A 26234-nucleotide genomic window follows, 5' to 3' on the forward strand; every position below is an offset into this window, starting at 1 on the left:
CCAGATATTGAATTGTCCTTTTTAAATATACGTATGATTTCAAACTCTTAAATGACTGTATACGCATTTTTCATGAATTGGAATCCCCGGTTTGATAAAACGTTTGAGTTTACCTATGAGCTTCGTTTTACATACTTAGTCAAAATCATAAATGGAGTTGGAAATATAAACAAAAAAGCGTTCGAACAAAAAATAAATTGAAATGAATAACCGACACTAGGGCGTATTTACACCCGAAGCAATTATTATTTACCTACCTTACAGAGGAATATCATGCACCATACCGTTATATGGCATTAGAAAAATTGCATAGCCCAGGATCACACGCTTTTTTCAATTTTGTCACTAACTTGTCCATTATAGGAAGCTACTTTGTTTGCAAAACCCAGGTAGCGCTTCCTATCAATTGATAATTTGAGAAATGGGAAGTACACTCGAGAATCCGTTGTTTTTCGAATAATGGAAAAAACGATGTCGCATGAAACATATCTATTGAGTATGTTCAAAGATTTTCCTAAGTATTCATTTACTAAATTAGTGAGGATTTAGGTCATTTCAAAGAGGGAGTTTAGATGAAAATAGGAGCGTTGGCTGGGTTACTTTTGTTGGGCTGTAATACAGACATTTATGCAAATGCTGCAATATGCGCTGTGCGTATTTAACCCTGAAACAAGACAATCAAGGATATGTGATGATAAAGCGAATAATTTATATCGGGACTCTAGCCCTGTTGTTGCTAAGTTCATGGGCTTATGCGAAACAAGGGCCCTTATTTAAGATTACTGAATCAGGAAACCCTGCAGCAGCGGATGTGATTTTATGCTTAAACGGCAAAGGTCCTTTATCCTGCCAGCGCTATCATGTTTCAGCGCAGGATTTACACATTCGTAGCACTGCAAACCATTATTACCCTATCGCCGGAATTATGCCAGTAACCCCAGGCTATCGAGCCTCTGGGTGTACGCTCTATCCTAAAACTGGGTATTGTTTGTTTGCAACGAGCAATACCACATCTGCTACGATCCATTTAAGCGCCGACTCGCAGAAAACTGTACCCGGAGCACCTGCGAATGTAACCGCCACTGCAGGCAATGCCCAAGCTTCAGTAAGTTGGACTGCACCCAGTAATGGAGGCTCTCCCATTACAAGTTATACAGTCACTTCGCATCCTGCAGGGGGGACGTGTGTTGTAACGGGTACAACCGCTAATTGTACGGGTTTAACCAATGGCACATCCTATATTTTTGCAGTCTATGCAACCAATGCGATAGGCAATGGTCCTGCAGCCAATTCGAACCCAGTAACGCCTTCAAGCCCAATACAGGTTACTATTGCAACAGGCGCTTATTCTGATGGCAGCATTGGTCGACCACTTCTAGCCCTGAGCAAAGACGCAGGCACCACCTGGGCCTTTCCTGAAGCCATTACGGCACCACTGTTTACGCCCAACAATACTTATCCGTTTAACCTTGGCTCCTTCATTGGTGCAAGTTGCACGGGCAACACCTGTATTGCGGTAGGTAGTTATTTTGATGGCAGCACTACTCGACCACTTCTGGCACTGAGCAAAAACACAGGCACCACCTGGACCTATCCTGAAGCCATTACTGCACCGCTGTTTACACCAAACAATACTGATCCGTTTCACTTTGGCTTCTTCAATGGCGCAAGTTGCACGGGCAACACCTGTGTTGCGGTAGGTACTTATGACGGCAGCACTGGTCGACCACTTCTGGCTCTTAGTAAAGACGCAGGCACCACCTGGACCTTTCCTGAGGCCATTACGGCACCGGTGTTTACACCAAACAACACGCATCCGTTTAACAATGGCTTCTTCAATGGCGCAAGTTGCACGGGCAACACCTGTATTGCAATAGGTGGTTATAATGATGGCAGCATTGAGCGACCACTTCTGGCACTGAGCAAAAACGCAGGCACCACCTGGGCCTATCCCGACCCCATTACGGCACCGCTGTTTACGCCAAACAACACACATCCGTTTAACAATGGCCTCTTCAATAGTACAAGTTGCTCGGGCAACACCTGTATTGCAGTGGGGGCTTATAATGATGGCAGCATTGAGCGACCACTTCTGGCACTGAGCAAAGACGCAGGCACCACCTGGACCTTTCCTGAGGCCATTACGGCACCGGTGTTTACACCAAACAACACGCATCCGTTTAACAATGGCTTCTTCAATGGTGCAAGTTGCACGGGCAACACCTGTATTGCAGTAGGTTCTTATAATGATGGCAGCACTGGTCGACCACTTCTGGCACTGAGCAAAGACGCAGGCACCACCTGGACTTTTCCTGCATCGATTACCGCACCGGTGTTTACGCCAAACAATGCTCATCCATTTAACACTGGCTCCTTCATTGGTGCAAGTTGCACGGGCAACACCTGTATTGCGGTAGGTAGTTATTTTGATGGCAGCACTACTCGACCATTTCTGGCATTGAGTAAAGACGCAGGCACCACCTGGACTTTTCCTGAAACCATTACCGCACCGGTGTTTACGCCAAACAACACGCATCCGTTTAACAATGGCTCCTTCAGTAGAGCAAGCTGCGCGGGCAACACCTGTATTGCAGTAGGTACTTATGATGATGGCAACTTCACGGCTCGACCACTTCTGGCACTGAGCAAAGACGCAGGCACCACCTGGACCTATCCTGAAGCCATTACCGCACCGGTGTTTACGCCAAACAATATTTACCCGTTTAATAGTGGCTACTTTAATGGCGCCACAGGCTTTAATAGTTTATTGTATCCAAAGTCTTTGCATTTTTTGAGTGAACGCTCAGCTGCAAAGCTTCCATAATAAATACCAAGATATCTTTCTGTTGTTGCAACGTGCAAACAACAGAAAGGTCGTTCAATAAAACGACTACTTCACCAGGAGAGGTGGAGGTTCGACAAAATGTAAAGTGAAGAGCACGAAGTGTGATACAGCATTTTGGACGTACTTTAGCGCGTCGCAAATATTTTTTAATTGAAAGGCTATAAAGAATTTGTGTCAAAGAACAGGGTCTCAGGATGGAATTCCTGGTTTACTCTTTCTATAACTCCACGCAACTCTATAAGTTAATGCAGATAGTTTATTTTTCTGCGAGGCCTATAAGTCCATCAGTATTTTCGTTAATTCTCAAGAAGCAAAGAAATTTACTAAGCATTTTATAGAGAGAATTGCATATTGATAACTCTATCTTATGCGTGCAATAAAATCTGAATCATTAGACAAAATTTCATACAAAATCCTTTTCGTAAAATAAATCAAACCTCACTACTGATAAAGTAGTGAGGCTAGATAATTAGCTGTTTGGGGTCACAATATTAAACCAGAAGTCAAAGTTGTCCATTAGTCCAAGTAATTGGTTTAAAGACTCTTTATTACCAGTAACTTTTAGTTCGTTGTTTGCCAGAGTACTTTCAACTGTTTTTTGCTTCAGAATAATTTGGTTTAATGTTTCTCTATCCATAGTAATGCTTGCATCCACTTTATCTGATTGATATCCCTTAATATGATGCAAACTCCCATTATTTAGTTCTACGACATATTTTTCATTAATATCAGGAAAAACAAAATTTAATGTGAGTACGGTATTAGCCGCTTTTTCACCGTTTAATTTAACTCCCAAGTAATCAAAAAATAAATCTGTACTCATAGCGCGAATCGTATCAGGGCTTGCAGTATCGGGTGTAGCAACTTTTTGTACTCCATTACGTAATTCCTTAGCTCCGCTAAGATAGAAATTGCGCCATGGTCCTGATTCAGCTTGATAACCGAGTTGTTCTAATGCATCGGCTTCAAGATTACGCGCTTCCTGATTATTGGGATCAGCAAAAACCACATGGTTCATTACTTCAGCTACCCAACGATAATTTCCTTGCTCATAATCTTTTCTAGCTTGTTCCATAATTTTGGCAGCCCCACCCATATAATCAACATACTTTTTACTGGCTTCTACTGGTAGCAAAGGATGTAAAGTCGCAGGATTACCGTTAAACCATCCTAAATATTTTACATAAGTGGCTTTAGTATTATGGTTCATTGTTCCATAGTAACCTCTGTTTGACCAATAATGACTTAATGTATCCGGAAGGTTCACTTTTTCAGCTATTTCATCCATAGTAAAACCTTGGTTTGCATAATGTAGGGTTTGGTCATTAATGAAGCGATACATATCTCGCTGTAATTTTAAATGAGTTACAATATTGTCTTTCTCCCAAACTGGCCAGTGATGAGGGGCAAACAATACCTGGACATCATTGCCCCAAAGATAAAGTACCTCATTTAAATACTTAGACCAAGCTAATGGATCCCTAATTTTTGCTCCTCTTAGAGAGTAAGTATTATGTAAGGTATGTGTTGCATCTTCTGCAGTACATAGAGCATGATATTCTGGTATGTAAAAGAACATTTCAGATGGTGCTTCAGAGTCTGGCGCCATATAAAAAATAAAGTTTAGACCTGCTAAATTTAAATGTTGCTGGTTGTCTTGGATAAGATCGGTAGGGGGTATAAGTGATACAGTTCCTGAGGATGTTGTCATTCCCAAACCAGCACCAACTTGTCCAGTTGGCGACATAGGAAGTAAGTTACCATACATGTAACTGGCTCTTCGACTCATCGCATTGCCTGCCATCACATTTTCAGCCACGGCAGCTTCGGTAAATCCAACCGGTGCTACAATTTTTACTTTACCTGCTTTAACGTCTTCTTCGGTAACTACTCCTTTGACCCCACCATAGTGATCGACGTGGCTATGAGTATAAATAACTGCAACAATAGGTTGTTTCGGTCGGTATTTAAAATATAAAGCAAGAGATGCTTTTGCTGTTTCAGTGGAAATTAAAGGGTCAACAATAACTATGCCTTGTGGTCCTTCAATAAAGGTAATGTTGGAAAGATCGGCAGTACGTACTTGATATACATGCTCATTAACTTTAAATAGACCTCCCATTTTTACTAATTGAGATTGACGCCATAAGCTGGGATTAACTGTAGCAGGTGATGGGCTACCTTCTTTAATAAACGAAAAATTGCTCAAATTCCATATAATGTTTCCATTAGCATTTTTAATCACGCCATCATTCGGCAAGGGTGCAATAAATCCTTTGGATGCATTATTAAATGATTCCTTATCATTGAAAGGCAGTTCTTTTAATAACTTATTATTTAAATTTTGGGTCACTGAGGAGGCTTCTTTTGGAGGTTCACTTGCGGAGGAGGTATTTAAGAAAAATACTGATGATGCAGCTAAAATGCTTAGAGCCAATTTTTTTATTTTCATATCCGTCCCTTGATTTGTAATAATATTTTAATTTCTACAAATTAATTCTAAATAAATAGTTGATGACGTAATTTACTATCTTAAAATAGTTATAGTATTTTGGCCCAGTATTTTTTAGTGAACTTTAATAAAAATTATAATCACCTAACTTTTTGATTTACCAGTCCAAGGATAAATTATTTGGCAGCGGGGGAATGACCAATTGTATCTGCAAACCATCAAAGAGAGTTCCAGATAAAATCGGTGCTGATTCATGAAGTGCTCGTTGCAGAACATCATCATAACTATAAATCTTATCGGCTGATTAACAAAGTTGCTCCTAATTGGGAAAAACAAAAGCATTTCTTGATCAAAAAAGCATCGTTATATCTTTCTGGTTAATGTAATGAATAAGAATATTAACTCTTTATTAGAGGAGCTTAAAAGATTCCCCTGGTTAATCCAAAGGGCTCCTTGGCACGAGCTATAGAAATTATTGAGCAAAAAAATCTGTCTACTAACCTTGTTAGTAATGATGCGTCGAGACAAGGCTCCACATTTTAAGTCCTGAGACTCTGTTGCCATTTGGCAATGCCCTATTTGTTGTTCAAAAAGAACCTATCTTTTACAACAAGCCAGTACCGTCCTGGTATTTTCTCTTACAATAAAAGATAATATTTTAATAAAAGGCTGGCCCTTTTTATGTGGTGCAAAAACCGTTAATCTTAATCAACTATGGAATATTGACTCTCCTGCAGTGGAGAGATTTTGAGAGCAAGGAGCTGTATTATTGAGAAAAACGACCATGCCCAAATTTGCATGGAAAGTAACAACCAATAGCCCGCTATTTGGTATAATCGCAATCTATAGATCAGCGTTTCACTCCTAACAGATCTTAGAATAACTTTAAATAAGGACTAAATGGTGTGCGCGAAATTCTAAATACATCCAGGATTAGAATGGAATCACACATAGGCAGCTAAAATTTATATTTTAAAATTGCTTCAATAATTGGACTCTAAACTTACTTTCCGCCTCATCTCTTCCATCTATGATAGAGTATCAAGAATTATTGAGAGATAAGAAAATATTAAATATTATTTTAAGTTATCTAACTAATATTAGAAAAATAAATATCCGGTTAAATTTCAACTACTTATTTCTTATGTGATATGAGTTAGGAGATTTTCTCCATCTCTAAGGCACTGGATTCATCTTACAACCATCTATGATTCTGGAATGATAACTATTATACAACCATCTTATTTTTGCAACACGGTCTATTGATTTGCTAATCTAGACGAGAGTGAAAAGGTAGAGCATGCAGTAAACTGGACCATGGATACATAAATGACACATTGTTCAACATGACCTATATGGCATAAGAATAGGAGAATAAGAAGAGTGAATAAGTTAAGGAATCGATGTTGGGGTGTTGGGTTCGTTGGATTATGCGTCAGCACTTCAATCAATGCAGCACTCCCCGTATGGACATATTCTGCTCCCAGTCCAGCCCTAGTTACAGTTGCTGCTGGAGGCACTGCTACAGTACAGTATACGGTAACGAATCAATCCATAAAATCCAAAAATCTAATATTAAAAGCGACTCCTGGCGTGAGTGCGTCAGCTTGTTATTTGGCAGCAAGAGGCAGTACATGTACCTTAACGCTGATGATTAACGGCAGCCTGATACCGGAACAAGGTCTTCATACAGGACCTGTATTGTGTGAACAAAATAATCCCAATCAGTGTTATCAACCGAACCCTGTTAATGTATTAAATGTGGTGAAAGGTACTAATCCACCCCCAGTAATCCATTATACGGTGAGTGCAAATGGGGACACACACGTTGTCCCGAATCCTTCCAACCAACAGGTGAATTATAATGGAACAGTGGTAATTTATTTGAGTGTGGCTCCTGGCTATGTAGCGGGTATTGCGAGTGATACATGTGGGGGAAGTTTGTCCGGTACGACGTATACTACAGCTCCAGTGACAAGAAACTGCTCGGTGAATTTTATCTCAACACCCTCTTTCCCTGTAGCTGGGAGACCCAATCATGTCTTTGTTGTTCCAGGTAATGGCCAAGCAATGATCAGCTGGACCGCTCCAAGCAACACGGGTACAGGAACAATCATAGGGTATACAGTAACGTATGGTCCAACTTCAGGCACGAGATTCGACACAGCGGGTTGTACTGCAACAGCACCATCATTAACATGCGTGGTTACTGGTTTAACAAATGGGATAGCGTATACGTTTGCAGTCAGCACTATAACGCGACAAAGTGGCGTAAATCAAACAGGCCCCGCGTCTTTATCAAGTTCCATTACCCCAATAAACGGCCTAGTTGCAAGCCCATCAACTTTGGCTCTTTCGGGGCTTGGTGGTGGTCTTGCAAGAACAATTACGCTGAAGAACACTTCAGCTAATCCCATTACTCTTGATACAGTGCCTACAGCAGGAGCTTTTAATCCGGCATTACCTATGGGAACTGCAATATCCGCAACAACGTGCAATAATAATGTACCAATTCCTAGCGGGGGTTCATGTACTATAATACTCACCCCTGGCGCCATAGTTTCTTCTGATAATTCAAGTACACCGTGCACCAATGGTGGCGCACCAGTTCCCAGCGCGATTAACATTACAGCAAATGGTAACACCGTTCATACAACAGCACATGTTGTAGTACTTGGTTATGGGTGTCAGTACCAGGGAGGTTATGTATTCTCTATTGACGACACAGCCCCCAATGTAGGAAGTATTGGCGGTAAAGTAGTGGCTACTACCAATCAGGCGGATGCTTATCCTAATGGTATCACGTGGTCTCCTGGTAGTGTTTATAATAACATTTGGGGTATTGATGATGCATCCACTTCTTCTCATCCTAGCCCAAACGCTTCTTCAACCTATCCCGCAACTTTTCAAACAGGCCAATTAAACTGTGATGCGGCGAATGATGGTGCCTGTGCTACACACAACGTACAAGTCTTTTATAACAGTAGAGCAAATACCACTTATGCAACAGGTCTTTGCAGGCAGCCATTAACGGGCAATAGTGCAACAGCATGTGCTGGCGGTTCGACTTGCTATAGCGACTGGTATTTGCCATCCGTATGTGATTTAGGTCCTTTTGGTTCTGGCGGTAATTATCCCTCTTCTCCTGGCTCGCAAGCATGTACTCCAGGAAGCACCAACATTCAAAACCAATTGGTGAGTACAAATATCACCAACCTTTCTGGCTATTATTGGTGTTCTACTGAGAATTCGGGCTTTCCGCTGGAGAGCGCATGCTATCAGTACTTTGATTCTAGTAACAGCGCCCAAGGCGGCGTAGATAAACACTACGCTTTAGGTGTGCGCTGTGTTAGAAGCTTAACCTATTAATCAATTTATTCATTATCCAGACCGCTTCGCGGTCTGGCCGTTTCTGCTTTAGCTATGTATCGAAACATTATATCAATAAAAACATAAGCTAAATAAACTGCTAAATAAAAAATTCAGCATCAAAAACATTATTGTAAGAAATTTGACAATTGAAGATTGGCCAATAGAAATCGTATGTCCCTCATTTAAAATGACATATTACAACACCTCTATTTCTACTAGCTTCAAAGCTTATAAAACCTTATGGAATAGCTTATTGCAGTTTGTACAAAATCAATTTTAAAATAAGGCCAGCGTTAATTTGCAAAGCCAAAAGCCACTAATAAGCACACCAGTTAGTTCAACTTCATTTCAATCAAAGGGAACTAAAATTTATATTTTAAAATTGCTTCAATAGGATATGAAACTAAGGTCCCAGTGTTACCGATAGCAACATTCGGTGCTGGAATCTTATTTTGTACTACTTGACTCAACCTTGATCCTGAAGCTAACACTTCAAATTTCACGCCTAAAGAAAACGTTTCACTCATTGAATAATCTAATCCAATATGAACTCCGCCACTAACTGTCGTATCTGACGAATAATAAGGATCAATTTCTGATGGGATTGGCACGCTAAGGAAGTGTTCCGATGCATTTACAGCTCTATAATTCATAAAACCAACTTTCGCACCGATATAGGGTAAAAATTTGTTGCTAAAATAATTGCTGATGTATCGCCCACCTAGATAAATACCATAACTCTCGTAATAATCAAACGTATGACTAATATTAATCCCCCGAAGAGTAAAATAGTAAGTTTTAGAGTCTCCTCTGAAATAATTCCCCTCAACAAATACGCTGGTTGAAGGAGCGATTAATCTAGCGATTTCCGCACCTATAGTATACGGTGTGTGAAATTGATCAGAAAAATTAGTTGAGCTTACAGAACTCAGCCCAAATCCCGCACTTTGGTTAAAAAGATAAGTTGGACTTCTGGTACTATAGTTAGTAGGAGCTACTCCACCTTCTATACCTATAGACCACATGGGTATGGGTAACACGGGAGTTCCAGTAGTTCCAGAATGACAGATATTGGCAGCAAGAAAACCAGGAATAATTAAAGAAGTCATTTTAAAGATGTTAGCTTTATTCATTTATAATTTCCCTTAATAGATTATTTACTGAAATATTCCTTCTTCTATTGTCTTTATTCATCATCCTTCCCTTAGACACATAAGCCACATCCAAACAATACAGCAGTGGTATAAAATGCTTCACAGCGCTCCATCAAATGATGGGAGCATTTTAATCAAGATAGTCTAGGCTAACCCTTTGATTTGACGTTCAAAAAAAGAATTAAAATACCTAAGAAAGATTCTACTCTATATTTACAGGGATGTTCTATTAGGAGTAAATATATTTTGCTGGAGTATCTCAACCAAAAGGCGCGCTGAACTGAATTTGTGCCTGGACTGCATTATAAGAATTGGTCCCGATCCCGTCATAAGTTACCATAGGGCTCAATGAAAAACCCGATGGAAATAGAACATCTAATGCCAACTTTGTTCTTCCTGAGAAACGTGATACAGGGATAAAAAACTCATCATCAATAAAAGAATCATGACTCTGATTGAAATTATAAAGTCCTTGTATGGTGAAACGAAGACCAATTTCCTTGCAACGAAGCGTATTAAACTGATAGGCAAATTCAGGTCCAAAATTTAATTGCCCCAAACTAACTGTTTGTCCAGGTATCAAAACATTTAAAGCATTAGTAAAGTGATGCTGATTTTCACTATAGTAGGTCATGCCTGCTGTAGGCATTACTAATAAATTTTTAAGTTTAAAATCACCTACTAGTTCGGCGTTATATAAACTACGCACGGTAGTAAATGAATCATCATAGTAACCTAAGGGATTTATTTTATTGTTTGATTCACCCCAACCAGCACGCGTATGTAAATATAAATTGGAGTTTAGTTTTGTACTTACGTAAGGCCCTAAAAGCCATCCAGAACCATGAGCATTGTTCACATGGTTGCTTTCATTTTGATTGATAACATCCCCTTGAGCTAAGATACCGCCAACAATTGAAGGCATAAAAAGGTAATCAAGTCCTACATAAAGCACACCAAAATTACCATGCCGTGAGTTCTCAAATCTATTTTGGTTATAATAGGCACCATGTACTTCGACCCATAAATCAAGTTTAGTGGGATTGATACTGAATTGACTCGAACTGATAGAACCATTAAGTGTTGCACCATTTGAGGTAGGTCTTATGTTTCCAAAAGAACCAGTATCAGTGCATGCTTTTTTCTGCTGCGACAGTTTTCTAATAAGACGATAGCGATCAGGAGATGCAGTCAGAATCAGTTGAGTCCGAGCACTTAAAAAGTTTCTTACTGCTGACAAGGTTTTTTTACGAATTAAATCCGGATTGAATTCTACAGTAAGCGCAGATTGAACGCTTAATGTCGTTCCATTAGGTGCTGCAGCTGTTGCAGTTCCAATATTGGTTACTCCACCTTGTTGCACATCTTTTATTGTTGTGACATAAGTCCCTTTACACGCCATACTTGCTCCGGGATTTAAGGCCGTTGCAGGACATGAAACCATATTTATTTGGGAATCGGTTACAGCAATATTATTTAAAACCACAGTGCCTGTATTTGTTACTAAGTAAGTATAGGTAATTGCAACACCTGGATAGGAAAAGCTTTGGATATCTGCTGATTTATTTAAAGTCAAAGAGGACGCTTGAGCAGTAGCTTGCACTGTTGTCGTTGAAGGTGCAGAAGTCACTACAAAGCTGTTAGGCGTCATACCTGAAGCAGTGGCTGTATTTGAAATATTCCCTGCATTAAGATCTGCTTGACTGACAGTATAGGTGGCGGTACAGGTTGTCTCTGCGCCGGGAGCCAACGTGGTGTCTGGGCATGTAATAGCACTCAAGTTATCTGGTGTTGCAGGAGCAGCTATTACATCATTTATAGCAAGCCCCCTAAGGGTCACATTCCCTGTATTCATAACTGTAAAGCTGTAAGTCACTTGTTCTCCAGCAGCATTAACCGTAGTTGGTGAGGCCGTTTTTTGTAAGGTTAATGCAGTAGTAGGAGTTGCAGCTACAGAGGCTGATGAAGACTCAGAAATTACAGTACCATTCACCCAAGATCCCGTAGCAGTAGCGCTATTATTAATAGAACCATTATCTACGTCCGCTTGACTGACGGTATAGGTGGCAGTGCAAGTTGTCTCTGCGCCGGGGGCCAACGTCGTGTCTGGGCATGTAATAGCACTCAAGTTACCTGGTGTTGCAGGAGCAGCCATTACATCATTTATAGCAAGCCCGCTAAGGGTCACATTCCCTGTATTCGTAACTGTAAAGCTGTAAGTCACTTGTTCTCCAGCAGCATTCACAATGGTTGGTGAGGCCGTTTTTTGTAAGGTTAATGCAGCAGCAGGAGTTGCAGTTACAGCGGCTGATGAAGACGCAGGAAGAAGTACAACACTTCCGTAGGATGCCTGAGCAGTTGCGGTATTAGTAATTACACCTGCATTAATATCCTCCTGAGTTGCAGTATAAGTAGCAGTACAGACAGTAGATTCTTCTGGTGCCAAGGTAGTTGTTGGGCAAGTGATGGCGGATAGAGTACCAGTCCCTGAAAAAGCGGACTCGTTAACTGTTATATTATTGAGCGTTACGTTCCCACTGTTAGTGACTGCAAAACTATAAGTAATGATTTGTCCTGCTGCTGTTATTTCTGAGGGGGTAGCACTTTTTTGGAAAGTAAATTGAGGAGAGACTGATATTGGTACCGTAACTTCATCTGAAATGGGTGTCCCACCATCACTATTAGCCGTAGCGGTATTTATTAGAGTTGAATCCCCAGATGGCGGATCGTTTACTGTAACTGAATACGTAGCTGTTACGACGGCACCCGCAGAAAGGGTACCTAAAGAACAATTTATTGTTAATGCATTAAATGTACAGCTACCAGCTGAGCTTGATACATTATTGTTATATGTTGCATCATCCAGGACTCCAGCAAGATCATCTTCTAGCACTACATTAGTTTCAGAATCCGGGCCAGTGTTAGTGATTTCTATAGTATATGCGACCGTTTGGCCTGGGACTGCAGAAGTTGTATCAGCACTTTTGTTAATTTCAAGAGCTGCCCAAACATTGGAACCAACAAAAGACATTAGTAGAATAAACTTTATTACAAACCACATTAATTCCTTTTTCATTCAACTTCCACTGTCAATGTACATAAAACTTTCGGTTTTTTTCTCAATTATTTTATAGTAAAAATTTGAGTTAACTTTTTGATAAAAAATGAAAAACAATTTAAACATACGTCTCATGAACAATCAAGCCCCAACCTATCTATAGAGAGTTCTATTGGTAGAATTTATATTGGAGTTAAGTGTATTTTCATGTTAGAAAGTAGGTGAAAATCAAGCATCAATCGTACTCATTTATGAGATATCAAGAGTTATATTGAGGTCTAGACTTCTATATTGATAAAATTGATTCATTCTAAAATTACTCAAATTACAAAAGAACGTGTTTCCTCATCGATGTTATATTCATCATCCGCATCACTATCTAATTGTTTATCTAAAGCCGCCCTGCTGATCGCTCCAGTTGCCAAATCAATTTGAGATATTTTCTCAGGACATGCTTTAATGGAAACAATGGGTCTCTTTAGGGTTTCTTCCAACATAAATGCGATTAAAAATCCAGGAAGCTCGATATCGTTTTGCTCTTCCTCTTCTTCTTCATTAATATAATCGGGATAGGGTCCATAAATAACAGTAATTTGAGTTGATGGACTATATAAATCTACATTGCACTCTTTTAAATACTTCGTTACATACCTGAAATCTTCATTTATAAATTCATGTATCTCCGCTACTGCTATTTGTAAATGGCTGTCTAGAACTAAGTGTTGCTCCGTATTTGTGATGATCAAGCGCGTGCAATACTCAAGAGAGCTCTCTCGAAGACTAATAGAACCGTTACAATCTTTAAATATAAAAATTCCCATTCCCTCTTGTTTAAGATGTGGCATAGCATTTCTCAAGACTAGTTGAGAATCTATTTTTAATTCAGGAGACACGGAATATCTGTCAAAAAGATTAATGCGCCAAGTTGGATTCTGCTGATGATTTGCAATGATTTGTTGAATGTACTCTGGCCATTCTTCATCACTTTGATAACCCGATTTGTCCATCGTACAAACTAGCTTTAACTTTCCACTACATTCACTTTTAATTAATGCTGATTTTCGATCAGAATGTTCATTAAAGTCGAATAGCCTTAGTTTCTTTGTTACTGTGACTATTTTCTCATCTTGGGTATTATTTCTTCTATTTAAAACACTATATTTTCGTTTCATTGAGTATGTACCAATCTCGTTAGTTTAAATATAAATTATATCATCGAATAGGAGGCAGTGAGCCCGGCATCAATAATTGGATGCACTCAAACAAATCATGTCCCCTCTTGTCCGGATCGTAACATCCATTCTGTTCTATTTGTTGAAGAGCGAATTGAACAAACTCCACACCATTCTGTGCATTTAACTCATTAGGAAAATAATTGCCGGATTTAAATAAGGATTCAAACATGCTGTCAACAATACATCAAGTTGAAAGATATCTCTTGCTTAAGATCCAACTAAAAGCAAGAAGAAGTAATTCTTATCTACCCTAAAACGAGACGATTTCCACTAAATTCAGAAAATTAAACAATAAGATAGAACACTTAGCTAACTTTTCTATAGCTTCAATGAGCACTTTAGTAAATTTACTCATTATTTGGTTTTCCGTTCTATAATGATCTTTGATATCTATGAAATTGATTATTTGTATAAGGTACATACAAATTTCTTATACTTCATGTAAGAGAGAATTATTATAAAGGGTAAAATCGTGACACCTTTTAAACGAATGAACTTAAATTTAATATTGCATTTGGATGCTCTATTAAGTGAAAAAAGTGTAAGTGCCGCAGCTGCTAAAGTGTGCATAAGTCAGCCTGCAATGAGTTCTTCTTTGAAGCAACTCAGAGAGTTATTTAAAGATCCACTGTTGATTCCTGGAAAAGGAGAATACTTTCTTTCTCCAAAAGCAAAAGAGTTACAACCACAATTAGAGCAGGTGATGTTTGGTTTAAGAAATATCTTACAACCTGGCGAACAGTTTGATCCCTTTCATTCAAAAAGATCATTTAAGATTGCTTTACCTGATTATGTTGAGCTCATCGTGTTACCTTCTTTAATGTCGGCGCTTGAAAAATTGCCTCATATTGTTATTGAAACAACAATTGAGGCAATGGCTGATAATCCTCATCTGTTTATTGATGATAAAGTAGATATTGCCATCGGAGCTATTAATGAAAATTCACTCTCAGCACAACTTAAGGCTGAAAAATTATATGAAGAAGAAATTATTTGTTTTGCAAGTAAGAATAATCCACTCATAAATAGGCCCTTATCTTTAAAAGATTATCTGGCCAGTAAACATATTGCATTTAGTTTTAATCAAGAAAGATACAGTCATTCAGCGGAATACTTACTTAAAAGAAAAAAGGTACGCAATGATATGCTTTTTGTAAAAAATATTTTACCTGCTATTTTTGCAGTAGCCAATTCCGACACCGTTATTTCCACGGCTCCAAGTTTTTTAATTAATATTTTTTCAAAGCAATTTAATTTAAAAATGCAACCCTTACCATTCAATCTGGAACCAACCCCTATTTATCTCGTGATGCACAGTAAGAGCCAATATGATGAGGGAGTGCATTGGTTATCCAAATTAGTAAGTTCGAGCATTAAAGATTTGAAGGCTTGGTAGAGTGCTTGAAAATAACTGGGCTTAATATGTAGTACTCATCTGCATTAAGTTTAGAATTAATCCGCACTAAGGAATCCCTGTCTCTCATACGCACAATAGTACCGATAAACTTAACAGTAAATTCGGCTATTGAGCCCTGATGACAAATGGGTGTTTCAAATCGATAAGCATGTCGACAGCCATCTTGACCAGTAAATACTGTAATGGTATTGAATAATCTGTCTACCAGGGACTTAGCCGAAGAATTAAAAATATAACAAACGGTCCTTTTCGTCAGAATCTCGAGCGAATCGCTAATATCATCGGTGCAAGATCCTGGGTGTCATCAGCAGCAGAGGGGCTGGTATAAGCTTTCACCCTGAGATCGTCCAAAAATCGCCAGCGCATCCCCAGAAGATTGATATTTCTGCCTTGCTCATTTCACTTTTTGAAAAACTCCGCTCCATTGTTTCTGTTTTTATACTGGAGCGCCCAGAAGCTCTTTCATCGGGCTCTGTTTCGATACTTTTCTCTAATTGTCTTGGTGCTGCAGCAACTGTTTCTTGAGCCGTTGTTGCCCACAATCTACCGGCCATATCTGGAGGATAAATTTTACCTTGGTAATAATTAATTGTGTTACATTCTGGGCGCAAAAGCATGGCTCTAAAATTCGTCGCCAAGCTGGCATTTTTGCCCGGATTATCGCAACAGTAAAGATGAATATGAGATATACGATGATTGATCACTAAAAAATCGTGGTTGAATCGCGTTGCTAGTGTTTCAATATTCAAATGGAATGTAAAGAATAATCATATTATGTGTTAACTTCTTGCATTTTTCTAACTCTCATTAAAGGAATTTATTTTGTTAAAATATGGAATTAACAATTAATAAATATCTAAAAAAATATTGAATGTTTCAGTAAAACTTTTGGAAAACCGAAGATATATATCTTGAATAAATTTTCTTTTTACGGTGCCATTCTTAATGGAGAAAAGCCCCTAAAACACATAATAACGACTTGGCAAGTATATTAGAAATAGATTGTTTATATACGTTGTATACAAAATACTGATAGTTGTTGGCAACATCGAAGAAGAGAGAATTTTGTGGTGTCTGCGGTAATGTTTTGATTGTACGCAATATTTCACGAACCATTTGTAAATGGTTCAATAATAGAAATTGTCAGCTTCGTAGCCTTAGGACTTTTTAAAATTATGGCAAGCCTATACATGCCCTTCTCAGTAAACGCTTTGGGCAACGCCGTTGAATGTTTTAAATTTTTATATTTTAAGTTTAATGAATGAAATATTAAATTTTTATGTAAAAGGTAAAAAATGAAAAAATTCAGAATAAAGCATCCAGCTGTCATCCCGTATATCCCTGCCCGCCTGCTTCGCTGCATGGGTAAAATCATTGATGAGAATATTGGGGGTATAATAAATGATGGAGATATTTTCTTTAAAGTATTGGGTACGATGCAGCCAGTATTTTTCTAAACAGGAAAAATAATAGGGAAGCTCAGTAGATACCATGTTAATTATCAAGACTCATGATTCGAGAACCTTTTCTTAATGATATTGATGACCTCTCAAAAGGTACTGGTAAAATGCGGCATGACAAATGTGGGGGCGTTGCTCCATGAAAAATATAAAATCATTATCAAAGCGAATCGCGGTTCATGAGATTTTTTTCTCGATTTAAAGGTTCGAGAGGTACGAGTAGCCATATTATGACATAAGCAATAAAAGCGGCCCCACCTGCCAGAAAAAGAACGATAAAAAAGATACGAACCCAGATGGGGTCGATGTTAAAATAATCTCCTAAACCACCACAAACACCAGCAATTCTTTTGTTATACCTTGACCGAAAAAGTCTTTTATAAGGCCGATTCGTTTTATTCATGAGTTTCTCCAAAACGCTTACCTTTTCCGAAGTCCTACAAAAAGTATAGAGTAATTAGCCCAAGAAAATGTTTTATCGCTATCTGTAGTTCCAATAGAGAGCTTGTTAACTGATTTAATTGAAAAACCGTCACACGCAGAGGACAAAAGAGAGTTTTCGTTTGATAAGTTTTTTATTATTTTATCCCCATTCCAACCTGGATTAGTTGTTAAAATTTTACTATATGTATAAATTATCCGCTTAAGGAGCAGGTTATGAAAAAACGTAAGGAAGAGAAAAAGCATCCTGAGGTCACTCATATTGAACACATTTGCGATATTACCCCCAACACTCCGCATACAGGAGAGGTTTGTGATAAAGTGAATAAACATAAAGACTCTAAACAAAAAATAAAGTCATATCCAAAAACTAAAAAAACTTAAAACTCGGGCGGAATTGATTTTTCATAATACCACTGGTCAAAAAATAACCTTATCCCAAGTTCCATAAGAAGACCGGATTTTTCCTCGCGGAATGGATAAGAAGAATAAAAGAGCGCCGCTAACGAGACTTGCAAAAATTCCCCATGCTGATGCATGATAAATAAATGGCGTAATAAACAAAGCGATAGCTAAAAATAAATTAAGTAGGCGCAAAATACGAACTGTTTCAGCTAATGCTGTTATGGTTATCGTTATAATAAGACAGCCAATGAGATGATCACTATTAGCCATTGGACCCGTTGTGTCCAAAGTAATACGCGTAAACATTAACCAGATACCGAGGAGTATGCATCCCATTAAATTCCAAGGTAAAGTTATACCTCCGCTCAACATTTCTCGTAGAATTATTTTAGGCGATTGCTCAAAAGTATCTACTTCTTTTCTAGATTGAGCTCTCTCATCACTATCACCAACAAACAAAATTCTCAATAATGGCCTGCCAGCTTTCCATCTTCGCCAAAGAAAAATACTCGTTGCAATTAATTCATCAAAGGAATAGGGAACTTGAATGAGCATGGCAACCGCAGCGATTAGACATAAAGTACACCATGTATTTAAAAGAATAGGTTGAATGACGATAAAGGTAATAGAGACGATTCCTAATGGCACAATCATAATACCAAACAAAAGCACCAACCATGGCATGGTACGCCACCGATTTGCGCCACCAATAATACCTGTTAAAATTTCTAAAATGTAAACTGCAGCACCTAGCCCTGCATCTGGAACTGGAAACGCTTTAGATATAGAAGACGTAATAATTTCTTCGGTTCCATTTTTTGCATCAGGTAAATCTCCCATAAAAAATGGTTCCCAGACATGATCAATATGACCAAGTTGATAAGCCGTCATATATCGTGAAATAAAAAAACCAATATAAGCCAAGATGATTATCGGCAATCGCTGGAACCAGCTTGAAGGTGAAAAATCCCATCCAGGAGGAATGACAGGTCCTTCTAAAGCAGCATTAGGCGCTACACCTATGTCAGGGCGAACTATTACAGAAAAACCAACAATTAGTGTGCCAATAAGAGTATCATTTAAATACGCAGCAGCAGTTGGTGCCCAAAAAACCAAAGGGGCAAATATTAACCACAGACCAATTAAAGCACAAGCCCATCGAGCTTGTGATAAACGCCAAGATAGACTTAAAGATGCAAATAAAAGAAGTACGCTCCCACTAATAATATCACTTAATGTTAGAGGATAAGAGGTATATCCTAGGGATGCTGGCGAAGTTATTAGCCATAATCCAAAACCCATATTTAAAAAATGTGCCCATAGGTTTTGTTGGTGTTGTTGGCGGAAGTTAGTCTCATAAAGGGAGCGTATTTTCTCTGGGTTATGCTTAATAGCAACCATCCAGTCTGGCTGGACTAATCTATTTTTTTTATACCAAATTTCCGGATCAGCCTTTAAAGAATCAATAATTTTAGGAAGGGTTTCTTCAATTGAATGTTTAGGTTCCCAATGAAGATGTTCTTTGGCTTTAGTAATATCTAAAGCATAATGATCTGAAGCAAGATCTATCATAAATGAACGAATAAATGGTTTTTCGCCTTGATCAAAATCATCAGGTATTAATGGTTCTGTCTGATGCTCCAGCCAGGCACCTGCTTTAGCGACAGTAGAGGGAACCTTGTAGAGAGAAGATTGTTCCCCATGAATCAATTGAGCTATTAGATTTTGTAATTTTCTGTAGCTGAGCGTTTTTGGCTCTCCTGCTAGAATAATTTCTTTTTGCGATAATTCATTACGGTAAAAAAGAGCTTTTTTGAAAAGCTCTATCAAGTCTTTCTGATGAATAAATGCTTGGCCAACATTTAAATCTCCCGCGTATAAATGACTTTTAATTTCTCGTTCATAGGTTCGAGCAATTTGGTTAGCAAGTGTGGGAACACAGGTCACGTCTTCATATAAACCTGCCAAACGAAAAATCAGGTAAGGTATTTTTCCATGATATTTTTTAATTACTTTTTCCGCTTCTAATTTGGATTTTGGATACGGCCATTTCGGCAAAAGAGGTGCATCTTCATTAATAGTTTCTCCTAAGAGACAAGGTTTATGTACGAGCATAGTGCTGGCATAGATAAATCGTTCCACCTCAAAATCTTGTAATGCCAGGAGTAAATTTTTTGTACCATTTACATTTACAGACTGATACAAAGAAGACTCTTCGCCTGTAAAATCAAAATAGGCTGCAAGATGAATCACTGCAGCAATTTTATTTCCATATTTTTCTTTAAATAACCGAAAAGATAAAGCTAAAGAGGCATCCGATGTAATATCACAGGGAATTTCACAGGCATCTTTATCTTGATCAAAACCTACAATTTTATAAGAGTTTCGTAAAGCACGAGCAAGAGCAGTCCCTATTTTGCCACTAGAGCCTGTGATAATGACAATTGGCTTATCCGCTTTCTTAGCCATATAAAAATCCTTTTTTATAGGTTTAGTTAATACTATAATCTGAATAATTCTTAATTATATAGGGGTTTTGCCCTATTATTAAAAAAGTAAATAAAAAATCTCGAATGCACACGAATGACGAGAAACGATATAATGCAGTCATTAAGATTGCAATATGGCCTAAATAATCTTCAATTAATAAAATACAGCTATTCTTGAAAAAGGAGGACCAATTTCCTTTCAAATGAAACGTAATCATTGTACTTAAAAATCAATCTCATAATGATTTTTTAGAGGAGTGATGTTGGCGAATTAATACATCAATACACGCATCTTTTTCAGTAAATGTCTTAGCATGCTTTTTAGAAGAACCAGGAAATAAATTTACTCAATAAGACTCAGAAAAATAATCATGTGTCCCTTGGGCTACGACAGCTTCTGCCTGTCGATTTAATGCATGAATATAAGCAGCAGTACGCAGGTCAACTTGATGAACTTCCAGTAACTCAAAAACGTTGTTAAATTCTCTCGATATGATGGCGCGCAAACGTCTTTGCACCTGTGCCAACGTCCAATAATAACCTGACTTATTCTGAACCCATTCAAAATAACTTACCGTAACCCCACCAGCATTAGCTAAAATATCAGGCACAACGAGAATATTTTTTTCCTTTAAAATATCATCGGCCTCTACTGTAGTAGGGCCATTAGCAACCTCAACAATGATAGGCACTTTTATCTTTGCCGCATTTTTCTTGGTTATTTGATTTTCCAGCGCCGCCAGAATTAAAATATCAACTTTTAATTCTAACAGTTCTTCATTAGTGATTTGAGTTGCTTTAACCATTTGACAAACTGAGTCCTCACAGTAGACGGCTTGGACCTGTTCAAATTTGTTTTTGGCATAAATAATACTTGGAATATTAAAGCCTTGTGCTCGATATATACCACCTCTAGAGTCACTAACTGCTACAATCTTATAACCATCTTGATACAACAATTGCGCTAAAGGTTGTGCTGCATTGCCAAAACCCTGAATGGCCACGCGCATTTTTTGGGGATGCCATTTTTTTATTTTTTCCAGTTCTTTAATACAATAATAAGCGCCTAAGCCTGTAGCATTTTCCCGGCCCTGGCTTCCACCCAACGGTAAAGGTTTCCCTGTAATTACAGCCGGTGTTGCTTGACGGACAATTTTAGAGTATTCGTCCATCATCCATCCCATAATCATAGCATTTGTATACATATCAGGCGCAGGGATGTCTAAATCAGGTCCAATAAAATCTGCTATGGACGTAATGTAACTTCGGCTTAATCGTTCTAATTCAAGACGTGATAATTGTTTCGGATTAACAATAACACCACCTTTTGCACCACCAAAAGGTATGCCAACTACAGCACACTTAATGGTCATCCAGAAAGCTAAGGCTTTTATTTCAGAAAGACTCACTTCAGGATGAAAGCGAATCCCCCCTTTAGTGGGGCCACGTATAGAATTATGATGGACACGATACCCGGTAAATATTTTTAATTGCCCATCGTCCATTCGTACTGGTATCGCCACCTCAAGGCATGCTTTCGCATGTTTTAATTTTTCAACTGCTTCTGGGTCAAGCGAAGCGAGAATAGATGCGTTATCGAGCCTGAGTAAAGCTTCTTTATATAAATTGTCATCCATAACAATATCCTTAAAAACATCCTCTTATTACTTACAAATATAATCATGTCCTTTCTACTATAGCTGCTTTTTAAAATGGATCCATGTTAGTAAAAAATAAATGTTTTTAATTCGTTTATTAAATATGAGTCAACAGAACTGTACTATAATTTTGCTAATAAATTTTTTTCTAGAGAAGCAATCTGGATAATGGATGCTCATTTCCAATCTAAATGGGACATAGAATTATATTTTTCATGAAAGAATTAAGGGATAAAAAATGATAAAGGGAATTTTTTCTAATTTAAAATATGACTTTCAAGCTTCAATAGTGGTATTTTTAGTCGCCCTACCTTTGTGCCTCGGTATTGCCCTGGCATCAGAAGCACCTTTATTTTCGGGGATTATTGCTGGAATAGTGGGAGGGGCCGTTGTTGGATTTCTTAGCGGCTCAGCCTTGGGAGTCAGTGGCCCAGCTGCGGGCCTTGTAGCGATAGTTCTCGCTGCTCAACAATCCTTAGGTTCTTGGAAAACATTTTTATTGGCCGGGTTTATCGCAGGAATCTTTCAAATTGTAGCGGGGTTTCTACGTGGTGGAATTATTGCTTATTATTTTCCTTCATCAGTAATTAAGGGCATGTTGGGCGGTATTGGGATTATCATTATTTTAAAGCAGATTCCTCATTTAATTGGATATGATGTTTCCCCTATTTTAACCGATTTAACCGATGGCCGGCTCGAATTTTTTTATATTAACAAAGCGATGGAGAACATTAACTCTGGAGTAGTCATCATTAGCATAATTTCACTTGTAATCATGATATCATGGCAATATTTAATTAATAAAGGATACAAACTATTTGAAATTTTACAAGCTCCTTTAGTGGTCGTTTTGTGCGGATTTATTCTGTCTTTGCTTTATAAAACCGGAGGGCTTCCTTTTCATTTAGAGTCATCACAGCTCGTACAAATTCCTGAATTTAAAAGTATTACTGATTTGACTCAAGTAATAACTTTACCCAATTTTAATCAACTGGGTAACATGGAAGTATACCAAGTGGCAGCCATTATTGCTTTAGTCGCAAGCCTGGAAACTTTATTGTGTGTTGAAGCCACTGATAAGCTAGACCCTTATAAACGAATTACATCCACAGACCGAGAATTAAAAGCTCAAGGGGTAGGTAATATGCTTTCTAGTTTGATTGGTGGATTACCTATCACCCAGGTCATCATACGCAGTTCCACAAATATTACCTTTGGCGCTAAAACTAAATTATCCGCGATTTTGCATGGAGTATTGCTTTTGGTTTGTGTGCTCACTATCCCCATGATATTAAATCAAATTCCACTTGCATCATTAGCTGCAATTTTAGTTATGATTGGCTATAAATTAGCTAGTCCATCTGTATTTAAAGAAATGTATCAAATGGGATGGGAGCAATTTCTACCATTTATCGTTACTGTGGTTGGAATTGTAGTGAATGATTTACTTTTTGGTATCAGTGTTGGCTTTACCGTAGCTATTTTCATTATTTTACGCCACCACTATTTAAACGCCCATGACACCAGTATTGTTATGAAAAAAGGTATGGTTTTTCACATGGAATTGGCTGAAGAAGTATCTTTTTTAAATAAGGGCAGCTTTATCCATCAATTTCGCAAAATCCCACCTAAATCCACTGTAATCATTGACAGCAGCGGCTCAAAATATATTGATAATGATGTGCGAGAGGTTATTAACAATTTCTCAGAGAGTGCTAAAACAAAAGACATTACCGTTGAAATGCGAGGAATCCAGCTTCAAAGATAAAAATAACTTTATCGATACCAGTAAGCAATGTCTTGCTGTGCTTTAGGATGTAATCCATAGTTACGAGTTCTTGCACAAAAATTAAACTCATAATAAGTAGAGAAATATTCTGACTCCAAAGTAGCTCTAAAGAAAAGTTAAGCATTGAAAATTTCATTAATTTTAAGGGATTATAATATATATTGATAATCTGTGTGTTTCTCGGTACCTAGCGAAGAGCAAAATGATAATGGGATAAATTTTAATAAATTATTTAGAGTAATAAAATTATGAATTCAGAAGCAAATAATGTGTTTCGAATACTTCCTAAGGCTTTTTTACTATTCATTATTTTGACTCTCACCCTGTCAACACTGGGTATTTTGTTGGGTTTTAAGCTAGGTTTTAGTTCTTTTTATCAAGATGTTAGCATTTACCATGCCTTATTTTATTGGTCATTAGGAGTCATTGCTTTAGTTCTTGTTTTACTTGGCTTTTCTTACTACAAACTCACTAAAGATAAAATCGCTTTTTGTATTAGTGTTTCCTATTTAATTGGAGTTGTTTTTTATTTTACGGCTTGCTTAGTAAATAATTGGTTTACTCCTTTGAATTATAACTTGAAAAATTTTCATGGGTTTGTTTGGTTAGGATCAAATACATTCATAAGCTTTTTATTAGTAGTGACTCTTGGCATGTGTTTAATAAAATCGTTAACGCGTAATTACTTTATTTTTAGTGTTCTTTTAATATTAAGTTGCATCATTTTTGGCACAGAAGGTTTTTTAATATCATGGTCTTCATATCCGAATTACATGCCACGATTTTTTTATCCTAATGAATTTATTACCCATCCATTTGGTTTAATTAACTTGGCATTAAATCTATATTTAGCTTTTATCACTTGTTATCAGCTTGATCCCAAGAAGTGGGGTGTCTTGCTCAACGCTGTCAAATATAGCGCATTTGCTCAGATTTTAATGTCAATTTATATGGTTTTTGGCTCAAGCAAGCTTCTGGATACCGCTTATTTAGTTGCATCGTTACTTCAACTTTGCAGTTTTATCATTCCGGTTATTGGCTTAATTCAAAGTTTTCAAGAAAAATTTTTCTTGGCTTTTAAGGCACAGGAGAATTTGCAGCAGCAAAAAGATAAATTTGAAAAGTTATCTACTATTGATTCGCTTACCTTGTTAATGAATAAAGCGGCTTTTGAGGCTACCATGGCTGCATTAATTTCTAATTACCAAAGGTATGGACGTCGATTCACTTTAATATATTTAGACCTAGATAATTTTAAATTTGTTAATGATTCATTAGGTCATGAAGTAGGTGATAAATTATTGCAAGAAGTAGCTTCTCGATTAAAAAAATCCATCCGTATTGGTGATTATTGTGCCAGGTTGGGTGGAGATGAATTTGCTATTATATTTCCTGAGTTATTCGAACCTTATAAAATTCAATCCATTGCAGAAAATTTAATAAATGTATTCAATGCTCCTTTTGAAATTCATGAACATATATTGTCCATTACCGCAAGTTTTGGAATCGCGATCTATCCTGATTCAGGAGTTACCTATCAAGATATGCTCAAAAATGCAGATACTTCCATGTATGAGGCTAAAAAATCGGGAAAAAACACCTATGTTTTTTATTCACCAATTTTATCAAAATCGCAATTAGAGGAGTTGGAAATTGGAAAACATTTACGTGATGCCATAAAAAATAATGAACTTAGTTTGCATTATTTACCTATTTATTGTTTAACTACTCGAAAATTAATGGGTGCGGAGCTTTTGTTACGATGGAATAGTCAAAATCTTGGTAAGATGGGGGCCTATGAATTTTTTAGAATTGCGGAAAAAACGGGTTTAATGATTCCAATTGGTGAATGGATACTTGAAACCGCATGCTTTCAAATTAAGCATTGGAATGAAAAATACAATAAAAAATTGCAGTTTTTTATCAACATATCCTCTATTGAATTCGCAAATAATAATTTTATTAATCACATTGAAAGCTTAATTTTCAAATCAAAAGTGGACAATATCACGCTTGAGCTAACTGAAAAATCACTTTTAGAAAACAGAGTTAAGATTGAAAAAAATCTGCTTACCCTAACCCGATTAGGAGTAAAGCTGGCTTTAGATAACTTTGGAACAGGTTATTCTTCTTTTATTTTGCTCAAAACATTACCCATTGATACCTTAAAAATCGACAATACCTTTATTAAAAATGTTGAAAAAAATATCGATTTAACGATTCTCAGAACAATTATTAAGTTGGCTCATCTTTTAAATCTTAAAGTTGTTGCTAAAGGTCTTGAAACTGAGCAACAGTTGAAAACTCTAATTGAAGAAAAATGTGATTTTGGTCAGGGATATTTATTTTCAAGAGCAGTAAATAAATATGACTTTGAATGTATGGCTTATAAATCAACGCTTACTTGAATGCAGCTGATAAGAGATTTATTTTTCACCACTGTAGAGCAAAGAACAAAA

15 protein-coding genes are annotated in these 26234 nt (G+C 37.5%); 7 read left to right on the forward strand and 8 right to left on the reverse strand.

Features of this window, described 5'->3' with window-relative positions; translation table 11 throughout:
- Positions 1 to 643 precede the first annotated feature (643 nt).
- Complete coding sequence (locus A8O27_RS03630) at positions 644 to 2824, forward strand: fibronectin type III domain-containing protein (protein WP_082642402.1); 2181 nt, start codon at positions 644 to 646, stop codon at positions 2822 to 2824.
- A gap of 490 nt (positions 2825 to 3314) precedes the next feature.
- On the opposite strand, the gene A8O27_RS03635 is transcribed toward A8O27_RS03630, so the two are convergent.
- Complete coding sequence (locus tag A8O27_RS03635; RefSeq protein WP_058458440.1) at positions 3315 to 5297, reverse strand: alkyl/aryl-sulfatase; 1983 nt, start codon at positions 5295 to 5297, stop codon at positions 3315 to 3317.
- A gap of 1383 nt (positions 5298 to 6680) precedes the next feature.
- Here A8O27_RS03635 and A8O27_RS03640 point away from each other — a divergent pair.
- Positions 6681 to 8666: a fibronectin type III domain-containing protein gene (locus tag A8O27_RS03640; protein ID WP_058458439.1), complete on the forward strand. Its 1986-nt coding sequence runs from the start codon at positions 6681 to 6683 to the stop codon at positions 8664 to 8666.
- Positions 8667 to 9031: 365 nt separating this feature from the next.
- Here A8O27_RS03640 and A8O27_RS03645 read toward each other — a convergent pair whose 3' ends face one another.
- The 3 genes from A8O27_RS03645 to A8O27_RS03655 all read right to left on the reverse strand — a co-directional run bounded on the left by A8O27_RS03645 (position 9032) and on the right by A8O27_RS03655 (position 14053).
- Positions 9032 to 9802, reverse strand: coding sequence for a hypothetical protein (locus A8O27_RS03645; protein WP_058458438.1), 771 nt, complete (start codon positions 9800 to 9802; stop codon positions 9032 to 9034).
- A gap of 280 nt (positions 9803 to 10082) precedes the next feature.
- Complete coding sequence (locus tag A8O27_RS03650) at positions 10083 to 12899, reverse strand: CLIPPER-2 domain-containing protein (RefSeq protein WP_058458437.1); 2817 nt, start codon at positions 12897 to 12899, stop codon at positions 10083 to 10085.
- A 302-nt stretch (positions 12900 to 13201) separates the two neighbouring features.
- Positions 13202 to 14053, reverse strand: coding sequence for a hypothetical protein (locus A8O27_RS03655; protein WP_058458436.1), 852 nt, complete (start codon positions 14051 to 14053; stop codon positions 13202 to 13204).
- 532 nt (positions 14054 to 14585) lie between these two features.
- On the opposite strand from A8O27_RS03655, the gene lelA reads away from it, so the two are divergent.
- A complete protein-coding gene (gene lelA, locus A8O27_RS03665; protein WP_115684336.1) occupies positions 14586 to 15512 on the forward strand; it encodes a LysR family transcriptional regulator LelA in 927 nt (308 codons plus the stop codon).
- Positions 15513 to 15865: 353 nt separating this feature from the next.
- On the opposite strand, the gene A8O27_RS03670 is transcribed toward lelA, so the two are convergent.
- Entirely contained in the window at positions 15866 to 16237 is a 372-nt protein-coding gene (locus tag A8O27_RS03670) for a hypothetical protein (protein ID WP_058458434.1), read from the reverse strand.
- A gap of 591 nt (positions 16238 to 16828) precedes the next feature.
- Here A8O27_RS03670 and A8O27_RS18720 point away from each other — a divergent pair.
- Complete coding sequence (locus tag A8O27_RS18720) at positions 16829 to 16990, forward strand: hypothetical protein (protein ID WP_154669233.1); 162 nt, start codon at positions 16829 to 16831, stop codon at positions 16988 to 16990.
- A gap of 163 nt (positions 16991 to 17153) precedes the next feature.
- Here the strand turns inward: A8O27_RS18720 and A8O27_RS03680 are convergent, their stop codons facing one another.
- Positions 17154 to 17396 carry a PspC domain-containing protein gene (locus A8O27_RS03680; protein WP_058458432.1) on the reverse strand — a complete coding sequence of 81 codons (243 nt, stop codon included), beginning with the start codon at positions 17394 to 17396 and terminating at the stop codon, positions 17154 to 17156.
- A gap of 254 nt (positions 17397 to 17650) precedes the next feature.
- On the opposite strand from A8O27_RS03680, the gene A8O27_RS18725 reads away from it, so the two are divergent.
- Entirely contained in the window at positions 17651 to 17818 is a 168-nt protein-coding gene (locus tag A8O27_RS18725) for a hypothetical protein (protein WP_154669234.1), read from the forward strand.
- Between the two features lie 36 nt (positions 17819 to 17854).
- Here the strand turns inward: A8O27_RS18725 and A8O27_RS03685 are convergent, their stop codons facing one another.
- Both A8O27_RS03685 and A8O27_RS03690 read right to left on the reverse strand, forming a co-directional pair.
- Positions 17855 to 20308, reverse strand: coding sequence for a vitamin K epoxide reductase family protein (locus A8O27_RS03685; protein ID WP_058458431.1), 2454 nt, complete (start codon positions 20306 to 20308; stop codon positions 17855 to 17857).
- A gap of 367 nt (positions 20309 to 20675) precedes the next feature.
- Positions 20676 to 21965 (reverse strand): Glu/Leu/Phe/Val family dehydrogenase, encoded by a 1290-nt coding sequence (locus A8O27_RS03690; protein ID WP_058458430.1) that lies wholly within the window; start codon positions 21963 to 21965, stop codon positions 20676 to 20678.
- Positions 21966 to 22224: 259 nt separating this feature from the next.
- Between A8O27_RS03690 and A8O27_RS03695 the strand changes: the two genes are divergently transcribed.
- Complete coding sequence (locus A8O27_RS03695) at positions 22225 to 23754, forward strand: SulP family inorganic anion transporter (RefSeq protein WP_058458429.1); 1530 nt, start codon at positions 22225 to 22227, stop codon at positions 23752 to 23754.
- A 269-nt stretch (positions 23755 to 24023) separates the two neighbouring features.
- Positions 24024 to 26183 (forward strand): putative bifunctional diguanylate cyclase/phosphodiesterase, encoded by a 2160-nt coding sequence (locus tag A8O27_RS03700; protein ID WP_058458428.1) that lies wholly within the window; start codon positions 24024 to 24026, stop codon positions 26181 to 26183.
- The last annotated feature ends 51 nt before the right edge of the window (positions 26184 to 26234 follow it).

The organism is Legionella bozemanae (assembly GCF_001648595.1).
GTDB lineage: Bacteria > Pseudomonadota > Gammaproteobacteria > Legionellales > Legionellaceae > Legionella > Legionella bozemanae.